The organism is Rugamonas violacea (genome assembly GCF_016461825.1).
Lineage (GTDB): Bacteria > Pseudomonadota > Gammaproteobacteria > Burkholderiales > Burkholderiaceae_D > Rugamonas.
The window spans coordinates 156809-169931 of sequence record NZ_JAEMNU010000071.1; the positions used below are offsets into that span (position 1 = coordinate 156809).

General features: G+C 64.1%; 9 protein-coding genes. All 9 read left to right on the plus strand.

Annotation, left to right across the window (positions count from 1 at the left end; all coding sequences use genetic code 11):
• Positions 1-5 precede the first annotated feature (5 nt).
• The 9 genes from H7U20_RS13895 (at position 6) to H7U20_RS13935 (ending at position 13058) form a co-directional block, all read left to right on the plus strand.
• Positions 6-776, plus strand: coding sequence for a hypothetical protein (locus H7U20_RS13895; protein ID WP_199759731.1), 771 nt, complete (start codon positions 6-8; stop codon positions 774-776).
• The gene (locus H7U20_RS13900) at positions 773-961 is read left to right on the plus strand and encodes a hypothetical protein (protein ID WP_199759732.1); all 189 of its coding nucleotides are present in this window, start codon (positions 773-775) and stop codon (positions 959-961) included. Before H7U20_RS13895 ends, H7U20_RS13900 begins: the two co-directional genes overlap by 4 nt.
• A 2-nt stretch (positions 962-963) precedes the next feature.
• Entirely contained in the window at positions 964-1887 is a 924-nt protein-coding gene (gene cpaB / locus H7U20_RS13905; protein WP_199759733.1) for a Flp pilus assembly protein CpaB, read from the plus strand.
• An 82-nt stretch (positions 1888-1969) separates the two neighbouring features.
• Positions 1970-3514, plus strand: coding sequence for a type II and III secretion system protein family protein (locus H7U20_RS13910; protein ID WP_233410749.1), 1545 nt, complete (start codon positions 1970-1972; stop codon positions 3512-3514).
• Positions 3515-3526: 12 nt separating this feature from the next.
• On the plus strand, positions 3527-5380 hold the full coding sequence (locus H7U20_RS13915; RefSeq protein WP_199759734.1) for an ATPase, T2SS/T4P/T4SS family: 1854 nt from the start codon (positions 3527-3529) through the stop codon (positions 5378-5380).
• A 53-nt stretch (positions 5381-5433) separates the two neighbouring features.
• Positions 5434-6237 (plus strand): type II secretion system F family protein, encoded by an 804-nt coding sequence (locus H7U20_RS13920; protein ID WP_370593154.1) that lies wholly within the window; start codon positions 5434-5436, stop codon positions 6235-6237.
• A gap of 14 nt (positions 6238-6251) precedes the next feature.
• Positions 6252-7169: a type II secretion system F family protein gene (locus H7U20_RS13925; protein WP_199759736.1), complete on the plus strand. Its 918-nt coding sequence runs from the start codon at positions 6252-6254 to the stop codon at positions 7167-7169.
• 10 nt (positions 7170-7179) lie between these two features.
• Complete coding sequence (locus H7U20_RS13930) at positions 7180-8517, plus strand: DUF192 domain-containing protein (RefSeq protein ID WP_199759737.1); 1338 nt, start codon at positions 7180-7182, stop codon at positions 8515-8517.
• Between the two features lie 8 nt (positions 8518-8525).
• The gene (locus H7U20_RS13935; protein ID WP_199759738.1) at positions 8526-13058 is read left to right on the plus strand and encodes a DUF6765 family protein; all 4533 of its coding nucleotides are present in this window, start codon (positions 8526-8528) and stop codon (positions 13056-13058) included.
• Positions 13059-13123: the final 65 nt, after the last annotated feature.

The window sequence follows — 13123 nt, forward strand, 5'->3', positions numbered from 1 at the left end:
AAATCATGAAATGCCATGCCAATACCGTGCTTCCCCCGCTACGTCGGGCGATCAAGCAACGCGACCGTCAGGAATGGGTGGGAGTGCTTCTGTTGGCGGCAAGCGGCCTGGCACATGCACAAGCGTGGCCCGCGATTGCCATCCCAAAAGAAGTCGAGACATTCGACGCGGGAGGCCAGATGCGCGCCAATGGATTGCCGCTGCGCTTGAGTGGGCTGTTATCCGCATCCCCGCCACCCCAAGTCGCGGCACGCTTTCGCGACGCTTTGGGGCAACCGCTGGTGGAAAACACGTTGGCCTCGAAGCTGGTGCTAGGCAAGGCAATAGGGGAATTCTATGTCACGGTGCAACTTGAACCGGTCGGCGCCGGCACCCGAGGATTTATCGCCATCTCGAAATTAAGCGCCGCGTTCGACCGGCGGAGCGCCAACCCGCACTCCGGCAACACTGCGAAGTCGCGATTCCTTGCCGGCTCCACACTGATCCGCCAAGTCGAGTCGGTTGACGGTGAGAAGCGGGCGCGTCTGCTGGTATTGCGCAACGGCCACGACACCGACCTGAACATCGAACATCTCAAGAACAGTCTGGGTAAAGACGGTTTTGCGCTTGAGCGCGAAGAGACCGCGCCGCCGTCCGGGCCGGGCCGGCCTGGTTACGGAAAAACACTGTTTTTCAAGCGGCAGGATGAAGAGGCCATTGCCGTGATTTACCGAGAACGCAGCGGCGGCACCGCCATCGTATTCAACACTGTCGGCTATCTGGAGCATTCAAAATGAAACACCACTCTTCCCGCCGGCGTCAAGCTGGTCAATCCAGCATGGAATTCCTTATCGTCTGCGCGATGCTGGCACTGGTGCTCGGCGTCGGCATGGTGGACAACAAAAGCGCACTCAAGCAGCTGCTGGGCGCGTTCACCACCGCCTATCGGAATTTTAGCTACGCAATTTCTCTTCCGGGGTAAACATGAAGCTGCCATCGTTTAGAAAAATCAAGAAGACCTGGCTGGTCTTTGCTCTTGCCGTGGTGATCGGACTGGCGGCGGCGCTTGCCACGCGCAGTTTCCTCCGCACCCAATTAGATGCCATAGAAACGCGATCCAGGCATGACACCGTGGCCATCGTTGTCGCCAAAGCCGAGATTCCCAAAGGCGGCGTCATCTCGCGCCAGAATCTCGCGGTGCGCGCCATCCCGCTCGAATATGCCCATTCCGGCGCGGTCCGTCCCGACGACTTTGAACGGATCGACGGCAAGGTCATCGCCTACACAATCAAGAGCGGCGAAATGATTCTGTGGAGCCAAATGGAGAGCAAGCGCGTACCGACCTTCTCCGCCCGCGTGGAACCGGGCAAGCGCGCCATGACTTTCGTGGTCGACGAAATCAATTCGATTTCCGGCATGCTCGAACCTGGCGACCTGATAGACCTGATGTTCACCAACGACCGCGACGGCAAGAAGGTGATACTGCCCTTGTTGCAAAGCGTGGAGGTCATGGCCACCGGCCAGCGCTCCATCGACGATGTCAAAAGCGGCGAACGTAGCCAATTCGCCACCGTCACGCTCAACACCACGCCCGACCAGGCGAAGAACATCATCCTCGCCCGTGACAGCGGCAAGCTGACGGCGCTGCTCAGAAACCCGGAAGACAAAAAACCCATCGGCGACAAGGGCTATGACCTTGCCGCATTGTTTGGCACACCACAGGAAAGCCGCCGCGTCAGCCCTGGCCGGGGCATTCCGGTTCTGTATGGCGGCAGCTCGGCCAAGTTTCCTCCCGATGCATTGCGCCTGGGCCCAAGCCGTGGGCCGGTCGATGCGCAATCCCCGCCGCCGACCGCCACGGCGCCCATTCCGCCACCGGCGCCGGGCGCCTCGACCGGCACGCCCTGAACGAAACATCAGCAACATCCAGCCATCGTCGCCACCTCTGTGGCGCGATTGGTCCCGCTCGCCCTTTATGAATGAAACGCACATGAAAATCCATCTCCAACTTGCGCGGGCAGTTGTCTGGACCGCGCTGGGCCTCGGCGCCCTCAGTTTCAACATGCCGGCGCACGGACAGGGCGCGGCCCAAGCCGGCATCGAGGCGCCGTCCGCCGCCGCCACCTCAAAGCCCAAAGTTGCCGCGCCGGGCGCCTCGCCCACACCGGCGCCCGCGGCGGCCGGCCTCAAGGCCGGCGGCCGCTACGAGCCGATTAAAAAGCAGAGCGACGACGAGCCCGTGCCGGAAATCGAACTGTTCACCGGCGAATCGCGTGTCTTTCCAACGCCCGGTGTCGCCCGCATCGCCGTGGGCAACGGACAAATCATCACCGCCAGCGCCCTGGACGACAAGGACGTCATCATTTTCGCCAATAGCGCCGGCACCTCCACGCTGTTCGTGTGGAACCGGGATGGACGGTTTCAACGGCTCAAGGTCACCGTCCTGCCGGTCGACATCGGCCGCTATGCGCGCGATATCGCCACCTTCCTGGCGGCCATTCCGAAGGCCAAGGCGAGTGTCGTCGGCGACAAGGTCATCGTCGAAGGCGAGGAGCTCTCCGACGCCGACCGGGACAAGGTTGCCGAGCTCGCCAAACGCTATCCGCAGATCGTCAACTTCACCAGCCCCATAGGTTGGGAGCAGATGGTGATGATGGATGTCAAGGTCGTCGAGTTCCCCAAGACCGAACTGCGCGAGTTGGGCTTGAAATGGAGCGCGGTCGGCGGCGCCGCCGTCGGCAGCATCTGGACCCCCGCCGGCCGTGGCGACCAGGGCGGCCACGTCATCAACATACAGACCGGCAACGCCAATCCGCCGCCGATCACGGTTCCCGGCGGCACCGGCCCGGTTCCCCTGCCCGCCAATTTGACGGTGCTGAGCGCCATCAATCTGGGGCTCAACGCGCAGTTGTCGGCGCTGGAACAAAAGGGCAGCGCCAGCGTGCTGGCCGAGCCGCAATTGTCGACCCGCAGCGGCTACAAGGCCAGCTTCCTGGCGGGCGGCGAAGTGCCCTATTCGGTCGCGACGATCAACGGCGTGACCGTCCAGTTCAAGCCCTACGGCATCAAGCTGGACATCGAACCGAAGGTCGGCCGCAACGGCGTCATCCGCGCCGTCATCGAGTCCGAGGTCAGTTCGATCGACGCCTCGCTATCCACCGCTTCGGGTCCGGCCTTGCTGACCCGGCGCACCAAGACCGAGTTCAATGTCCACCAAGGCGAGACCATCGTGCTGTCGGGCCTGCTGCAACGCAACAGCAGCTCGGATATCGACAAGGTTCCCTTCCTGGGCGACCTGCCGGTTCTTGGCGCGCTCTTCCGCTCCAAGCGGTTCCAGAACAAGGAGACCGAACTCGTCGTCTTCGTCACGCCCAGTATCGTCGACAGCCGCAGCCCCGGACTGACGGAGCGGAGCAGACGCGCGACGGAGCGCCTGGAACAGAATCTGGGCGGCCCGCCGTTTCTGAGCAATCCATTGCAGCCGGGCGCGGACGCGGCGCAATTCAACCAGACGCCGGCCGCGCCGGCCCATTGAACGGGGCACATCATGTTCCAGGTCGACATTATCTATCCCGATGGCAGCGAGCGGCAGCTCGACGTGCCTGACGAGTGCATCCTCGGCAGCAGCACGGGCAATGACATTTGCCTCGACAGTTGGCGCGTGGGAAAGGAGCATGCGCGCATGCTCAAGACGCCGTCGGGCGTGCTGCTGGAAGACCTGGGCTCGTATTTGGGCACCAGTGTCAACGGCGCCCGCATCGTCACCCAGCACGGCCCGCTCATGCCTAACGACCTCATCGTCATCGGTCCCTACAAATTGCGGGTGCATGACATCCCCGTCGCGATGTCGCCGGTGCAGGCCGCCGCGCCGCGCTCCCGCTCGGCCAGCGCGGCCTCGCGCAACCAGCGGGCGACCGAAGAGATTCACGCCTCGCGCCTGACGGCCGAACGCGCCCAATCCCAAATATGGCGCGGGCAAACCACGCCCGGCGCGGCCACGCCCGGCGCCGCCACGGCCGCCACTCCGACAGCGGTCGGGGGGTTTCCTCTTGTGCTGGCGCCCCTCGCCCACCAGGAAATGGAGTTTGAATGGCGCAAACGCCTGCACGCCATCTTGCTCGACACCATGGATTTGCGCCGGCACGACGTCTCCAAGATGAGCGATGCGCAACTGCGCATCGACACCGCCCGCGTCATTCAGGAAATCATGCACGAGCAGCGCGCGAACATTCCGCCCGAACTCGATAGCGCTCTGCTGACCAAACAGGTGCTCGACGAAGCCGTCGGCCTGGGGCCGCTGGAGGAGCTGCTCGACGATGCCAGCGTCACCGAAATCATGGTCAACCAGTTCGACAAAATCTACGTGGAGCGGCGCGGCCGCCTTGAACGGCACCCGTTGACCTTCACCAGCGAGCGCGCCGTGCTCGGCGTCATTGAGCGAATAGTCGCGCCGCTGGGCCGGCGCATAGACGAATCCTCGCCGATGGTGGACGCCCGCCTCAAGGACGGCTCGCGCGTCAACGCCATCATCGCGCCGCTGGCGCTCAAGGGGCCGGCACTCACCATCCGCAAATTCTCCAAGCACAAGATGACGGCCGACGACCTGGTCGAGCAGGGTTCCCTCAGCGCGGAAATGGCCGTTTTTCTGGCCGTCTGCGTGGCCACCCGCAAAAACATCATTGTTTCCGGCGGCACCGGCAGCGGCAAGACCACGCTGCTCAACATCCTGTCCAACTTCATCCCCATGGGCGAACGCATCATCACGGTGGAGGATGCGGCCGAACTCCAGCTTCACCATGAACACTGGATAGCGCTGGAAGCGCGCCCCGCCAACGTCGAAGGCAAGGGTTTGATCACCATCCGCGACCTGGTCAAAAACACGCTGCGCATGCGCCCCGACCGGATCGTCATCGGCGAGTGCCGGGGCGGCGAGGCGCTGGACATGCTGCAGGCGATGAACACGGGGCACGACGGTTCGCTCACCACCTTGCACGCCAACAGCCCGCGCGACGGCCTGGCCCGGCTGGAGACGCTGGTGCTGATGGCCGGCATGGACTTGCCGCTCGGCGCGATTCGCGATCAGGTGGCGTCGGCCATCCAACTCATCGTCCAGCAGACCCGCTTCACTTGCGGCACCCGCAAGGTGACCAGCATCACCGAGGTAACGGGGATGGAGAGCGGAAAATTTCAACTGCAGGAGCTGTTCCGCTATGTCGCCACCGGCTATCTGCAGGAACCCGACGGCGTCCGCGTTCAGGGCTACTTCACCGGCTGCGACATGGTGCCGACCTTCTATGAAGAGCTGCGCGCGGGCGGCGGCATGCACGACGTGGACATCTTCAAGAAGGTGGACGCGGCGGCAACCGCGCCGCCGGCCCGGACGCATGGAGGCCGGCCATGAACAACAGCAGCATGGTGACCTTGCTGACGACCATCGCGGCCATCGCGGTGGCCATGTTCAGCTGGCTGCTCATCGATATCGGCAGCGTCACGCTGCAGCGCTACCGCGCCCATTTCACGGAACGCACCCGCTTCCAGATTCGCGAATTTTTCCTCTTCGTCGACCCCGGCAAGGTGTTCCTGGCGCACATCGTGTTGATGACGCTAATGGCCATCGTGGCCGGCGTGGCTGCCGGCAACGCCCTTCCCGGCGTCGTCGTTTTCCTGCTCCTGGCCTTCTTCCCGCGTGCGCTCTATGCCTGGCTGCGCAAACGCCGCTTGCGCAAATTTGAAGAGCAACTGCCCGACGCCCTCATGATGCTGGCGGGCGGCTTGCGCGCCGGCCTGAGCCTGAGCACGGCCATCACGCAACTGGTTCTTGAAGCGCAAGCGCCATTGGGCCAGGAATTTTCCTTGATGCTACGCGAGCAAAGAATGGGCGTCACGGTGGAACAAAGCCTGAACGGGCTCATGCGCCGGGTTCCCACACCGACCACGATTCTGGTGGTGTCCTCCATGCGCATCGCCAATGAGACCGGCGGCAGCCTGGCCGAAATGCTGGAGCGTACCGCCAACACCGTCCGCAGCCGGCTGCAAATCGAAGGCAAGATTCGGGCGCTCACCGCCCAGGGGAAATTGCAGGCCTGGGTAGTCGGACTGCTGCCGCTGATGCTCATGCTCGTCCTCGACCACATGGAGCCGGAGGCGATGAGCCAGTTGTGGCACACCAGGATGGGCTGGGGCGCCCTTGCCGCCATCGCCTTCCTTGAGTGCATGGGCGTGTACGTCATCCGCCGCATCGTCGCCATTGACGTTTAACGGACGCCACAACCATGAGCCCTTCAAACACCACCATTGCGATCGCGCTGATCACCGGTCTCGCCGGCGTTGCCATTGCCTTGCTCGCCCTGCTGCTTGGCCGCGCGGTCGCCGAGATTCCCGTGGAAGACCGCCGCTACAAAGACACGCCGCCTATCGCGTTCCGGCTCCTGTGGTGGCCCATACATTGGATCAGCTACCTGCTGCATCCCTTCGTTTCACGCCGCCCCACCGCCCGCCTGCCGCTACGCTTGCGCCAGGCCGGCCTCGAATACAGCATCGCCGCCGCGCAATTTGTCGCCGCGCAACTGCTATGCGCACTGCTCATGGCGGCATTCGCCTGCTGGATACTGGACTCGCTGGCGCAGGCTTCGGCTGGCGGGGTCGCCACCGCGCGGTACTGGCAGACGGCGCTCGTCGGCGCGGTGTTCGGCTGGGGCTACTCGCTCATCTGGTTGCGCGACCGGATTGTCCTGCGCCGGGGCCAGCTGCAAAAAACACTGCCGTTCTATCTCGACCTCATCACCTTATGCGTCGAGGCGGGGCTCAACCTGCAAGGCGCGCTCAACCAGGCCATGGCCAAAGGCCCGAAAGGCATGCTGCGCGATGAAATTCAGCGCGTCCTGCGCGACATACGCGGCGGCAAACCCCGCGCCGACGCCCTGCGCGCCATGAGCGAGCGCCTGCAGGAGCCCAGCGTCAGCAATTTCGTCACGGCGATGATACAAGCCGAACACATGGGCATGAACCTGGGGCCGGTGCTGCGCGCACAGGCCGACCAACGCCGCTCCGAACGCTTTTTGCGCGCCGAGAAGCTGGCGATGGAGGCGCCCGTCAAGCTGCTGTTCCCGCTCATCGCCTTCATCTTCCCGTGCACGTTCATCGTCTTGTTTTTCCCTATCGTCATCCAGTTCATGCACTCGGGGATTTGAGGGTATTGCCATGACAACGCCAAAAACCAAACCCGGCCCCGCCGCCCGCCGCGAGCCGTCCGGCCCGGCGGCGAGCGTCATGCACACCGCCGCCGGCGTGTATCCGCTCGACGTCCGGCTCGCCAACACCTTCCTGAAACGCTTGCTGGGGCTCATGTTTTCAAAACCCCTGCACAGCACGCAGGGACTGCTGCTGACGCACTGTGCCAGCGTGCACGGCGCCTTCCTGCGCGGCGCAATCGACGTGGTCTATCTGGACCGCGACGGCATCGTCACCAAGTGTGTCGCCGGCCTGCGGCCATGGCGCGCCAGCATCAGCAATGTCGGCCGCGACGCGCAAGGTCGACGATACACGCGCGCGGCCCACACCCTGGAACTCGCCGCCGGAACGATAGCGGCGCTGGGTATCCTTGTCGGCGACCGCCTGCAACACCCGTATCTGGAGCGGCGCGAGCAGGCCAAACCCGGCACCGGCGGCCAGCAACAGCGCGGCTCGGCGATGATCGAATTTACCATCGTCGGTCCCATCATCACCTTGTTGGGACTGGGCATCCTGCAATACGGCATGTTGTTCTTCGCCAGGAGTCAAATCAACTACGCCGGCTTCATGGCCGCGCGCGAAGCGGCCACGCTCAACGCCGACCTCGACAACGCCTACTTCGCTTACGTGCGCGCGCTGGTCCCCCTGTACGGCGGCGGCCAAAAGCCGGACGAACTCGCCATCTCGCTGGGCAAGGCGGTGGCCGATATCGGTCCGAATGGCGCCGGCAACATCAACCTCGAACAGTTGAACCCCACCAAGGAAAGCTTCGACGATTGGAACGACCCGGCCTTGCAGGCGGCGCTGCACACCGGCGGCAAGCGCGTCATCCCCAACGGCGGGCAGGCGTTCAAGTCGCAGGCGATCGGCGCCACCTCGGGCCAAACGATACAGGATGCCAATCTATTCAAGTTGCGCATCACCCATGGCTACCTGCCCAAGATCCCGCTGATAAAAAACGTCTACTCGCTCTACCTGAAATGGCAGGACCCGCACACCAGCGCCTTCTACACCAAGCTGGTGACGGACGGGCGGATTCCGGTCGTCACCAGCATCACCTTGCACATGCAGTCCGATGCCATCGAGCCCGCCGCCCCCGTTTCATCGCCGGGGCCCGGCAACAACGGCGCGCCGGTCAATCCCGCCCCGCCGCCGATAACGCAAAACCCGCCACCCGAATGCCCCAATATCGGCTGCACCACCTCGCCGATACCAACACCGGTACCGATCTGCAACCCCGCAACGGACCCGGCCCATTGCGCCATTTCCTGTACTCCCAGCGTAGAGAACTGCTGTCCTCCTTCATGAGGTGTCGAATGAAAACGCCACGAATCCAACTCGCTTTAGCCAGTCTACTGCTGCTGTCCGGCCTGGCCAGGGCGGCATGCGGCCCCACGCCCGGCGGCCCGCCGGCCTGCGCCGCTGGCAGTTCCGCGGCCAGCCTGGGCGGAAGCGGCGGGCCGGCCGCCGGCGCGGGCAATCCGCTCAACGTCATCACCGGCAACAAATACCAGCGCGAAGACGACCTGCCGGCACTGCCCGGTGTGCTTGGGCTGGAAATCGTCCGCCACTACAACAGCGCCTTCAGCAAACCCGGCGAAAGGAACGGCATCATCGGGCGCGGTTGGCGCCTCTCCTACGAAACCGACCTGCTCGACTTCGGCGGCAAGATACAGGTGCTGCAGGCCGATGGCGGCCGGGTCATCTTCAGCCACGATCCCAAAAACCCGAACCTGTGCGGCACCGCCCTGCCCGCCAACGGCAGCATGGCGCTCGAGCGCGACGCCAACGGCATGGTCGAATACACCTGGACCTGGGCCAACGGGCGCAAGCTGCACTTCAACCGCCGGGGCAAGCTCGACACCATCACGGCGCCCACCGGCGAGCGCGTCACCTTGCACTACGACAGCGTCAACCTGCTGGTGCGCGTGGTCGACCCACAGGGTCGCAGTCTGAACCTGGCCTACCTCGACAGCGACCTGGCCAAGGCCAACGACCGCTTCCGTGGCGTGCAGTACATCGACAGTCCGGTCGGACGCTACGCCTACGAATACGGCAGCGCCTTGCCCAAGGGGGCCGGCCCGTTCGACAAACGGCAATTGCTGGCCAACCTGGTCCGGGTTCGGCTACCCACCGACTACCGGCCGAACCGGAAGGCGCACGAGCTCGACGGCCGGGGCGCCACGGTCAGCCGTCTCAGCCGTTTCTACCACCATGAAAATCCGGCGTTCCCCTGGCTGTTGACGGGTATCAGCATCGAGGCCGCCGACAAGGACAACAAGACCGTCGCCAGCCGCTATGCCACCTACGGCTACGACCACAACGCCCGCGCCAACCTCAGCACCCACGCCGGCAACGTCGACAAGGTCACACTCGACACCAGCGAGGGCGGCAAGACGACGCTGACCAACAGCCTGGGACAGAAAACCGTCTACCGCTACGCCGTCATCGGCGGCGAGCACCGCATGCTGGAGGTGCGCGGCGCCGGTTGCGCCACCTGCGGCGACAGCAATGTCCGCTACGGCTACGACCGCCTGGGCCAGCTCACCGAAACGACCAGGCTCGATGACCAAGGTGGCCCCGTCACGAGCGAGAGGACCGAGCGCGACCAGCTCGGCCGCGTCGTCAAGGTCAGCCGGGTGCCCTATTCGAACGGCAAGCCCGGTCCGGCCCAATGGCTGCTGCGCATGGAATACCTCGATGACGGCGGCGCACCCGCCGTCATCGCCCAGCCCAGCGTAGTCCCGGGCAAGGAGCGGCAAACGCGCATCGCCTACAATATCACAGGGCAACCCGTCACGGTGAGCGACATCGGCTGGATTCCCACCTACGATGGCAAGCAGGCTGCGGCGCAAATAGTGCGCACCACGTCCTATCGCTACGCCACCATCAACGGCCGCAGCCTGCTGACGCGCATCGACGGCCCGCTGCCCAACGGGAAGTCCAACAGCCCGCTCGATTCAGATGTCACGGTGTTCGAATACGACAATCGCCCGGACACTGAAAACGAAAAGAAAAACACGCCCACTCCGGCGAAATTGGCGCGCTACGACGAGCGCGACCAGCGCAACGGCCTGCTCACCCGCATCGTCGCGCCAGGCGACCTCGTCACCGAGGTGCTCGAACGGGACGAGGCGCTGCGTCCCGCCAAACTACGCATGATAGACGGCGGCAGGGTTCTGTCCGCCACCGCCGCCAACAACTGGCGAGGCCTGCCGGACCACATCGAGTTCACCGCGGGTTCCATGCACAGGCAGCTTCACTACAGCTATAACGCCGAGGGCAAAATCACTGCGGTGACCGGCCCCGGCAACCTGCGCAGCAGCTTCGAGTACGACCAGGCTGGTCATGTCAGCCGCGTCATTCTTCCCGATGGCAGCGGCTTGGCAATTGCCCAAGACACGGAGGACCGCATCGCGAGCGTGGCAAAATATCAGGAGATGGCGGCGGCCACCGCCGAAGCGCTGTCGTCGACCAGGTTCGAGTACGACCGCGTCGCCGGCCAACCCGGCCGCCTGACCGGAATCGCCGACACCCTAGGGAGACTCAAGAGCTACAGCTATAACGACGTCGGCCAGGTCGTCGCCATGGCGAATGCGCTCGGCACCAAAACCACGTTCGGGTATGACGGCGACGGGCGGCTCGAACTGCGCACCGACGCCGCAGGCAGCGCCAACGCGGCCACGTCGCGCCAAACCTACGACAATGCCGGCCAAGCCACCAGCGTCACCGGTCCCAATGGGGCTCGCATCCTGCGCCGCCACGACGATTTCGGCCGCAAGGTGTTTGAAGCCGACCCGGACCGTGGCGTCACGCTGTTCCGCTACGACGCCGCCGGCCGACCGCTGGTGCGCATCGACGAAACGCGGTCCGCGACACGCTATGCCTACGACCACGCCGGCCGCCTGCTCGCCATTGGGAAGGACAAGCTGTCCGACCTGCTGCAATACCGATATCGTGGCAGCCAGCTGGTCGGCATGGTCAGCACCACCGATGGCAAGCCGGGACACGCGGCGGAGCGGCTCGACTACCAGTACGACGCGATGGGCCAACTGACCCGGGAAACGCGCTGGTTCGCCGATGTCCGGCTACGGGACGGAGGTATCAGCACCAACGCCAAGGGACTGCGCTTCATCACGAATTACGAGTATGACGATGCCGGACGCATGGTCGTCCAGACGCTACCCGATGGCCATAGCCTGCGCTACCGCTTTGCTCCGGCCGATACCGTTGGCCGGCAACCGGGTGCGCGTCGTCGTCCCGGCCAGCTCGAAGCCATCCTGTTTGACGACCAAGTCGTTGTCGCCGATATCGAGCGCACCATCGCCGGCGGCATAACCGGCTACACGATGAGCAACGGCGCCCGCCAGCAAGTCGTGCTGGACAGGCGGGGCCGCATCGAACAACTGCGCACGCTCACCGGCACCACCGGACCCGACGCGGCTTGGTGGCAGCGCATTGCCGCATGGTTCTCGGCGAACAGGGACGTCAACCAGAAGACGCTGTACCGCCAGCGCAATCGTTACGACGAGGCCGACAGGCTCGTCCAGATTGAGCGCCAACTGCCGGCGAGCGACGGCCAAGCATCGCCCATGACGCGCCGCGAAGGCTATGCCTACGACGGGATGGACCGTCTGAACAACATCGTCTCCAGCGAAGGACGGGAAACCTACTTCCGCTACGACCAGGCAGGCAACCGCATCGGCGAATCGAGCCAAGGCTCGCCCGGCGCGGCGCAACCGGCGACAGGATTGAAGGAACGTGGCTTCAGCTATGCCCCGGGCGGGAACTGGCTGCTGTCGGCCACGCAAGCGACCGACGGCGCGGCCACACCATCCGTGCGCAGCGCCTGGTTCTATCACTCGACCGGACTGCCGCTGGCGCAGCTACAGTGGCGAAGCGACGCCGCCGCGACCAACCGGCGCACCGTCTACAACAGCGACAAGCGCCCCGTGGCCGTCTACGACAACGGCCGGCTCGTCGCCCAATATCACTACAACAGCCTGGGCGAGCGCATCGCGAAAACAGTCTATCCGGCACGGCCGGCGCTCGTCCCGGCGTCCCTCTCCAAAGCCGCGCCGCAGGGCGAGACGAGCTACACCCTGTACCACAACCAGCGTTTGGCCGCCGAGACCGACAGCCAAGGGCGCATCACCGCCCACTACGTCTACCTGTACGGCAAACCGGTGGCCAAGATTGAAATGGGGGAAAACCCCAATTTCGCGCACCGCGTGTGGAAGGCCATCACGATGCGCCACCAGGAAGAGGCCAGCGACCGGCTGGCGCACATCTACGCCATCGTCACCGACCACCTTGGCACGCCGCAGGAGGTCCTCGACAGACGTCAGCAAGCGGTGTGGCAAGCCATCACGGCGGCGTTCGGCCAGGCGCGCGTGGTGCGCGCCATGGCCGGGACCGATGGCAAACCGTTCGCGATGAACCTACGCCTACCCGGACAAGTCTACGATGCGGAAACCAGCCTGCACTACAACTATCTGCGCGACTACGACCCGACACTGGGCCGCTATCTCGCCCCCGACCCGATGGGCCTCGCGGCAGGCAGCAATCCGTATGCATACGTGTCAAACAATCCATTGACTAATATCGACCCGCTCGGGCTATATCAGATAGACATTCACTATTACATGACCTATTTCCTGGCCATCACGGCCGGAGTGGACAAGGATGTTGCTCGTCAAATTGCCTTGGCGACTCAATACATAGATGACAATAAAATGACATCACCAACCCCCGAGGGTATGACGCACGCCGTTATACACAAGTCCGGACCGTCGTGCGCTTGGCCGAAAAATCCGTTTACATTCAATGAGTTGCGGCCGCCCTTGTAAACTTGGCCGTTTTCGCGTTTACTCTCGTCTTTTTGGATGAACCAATTGGCGACCGCATCGACGCA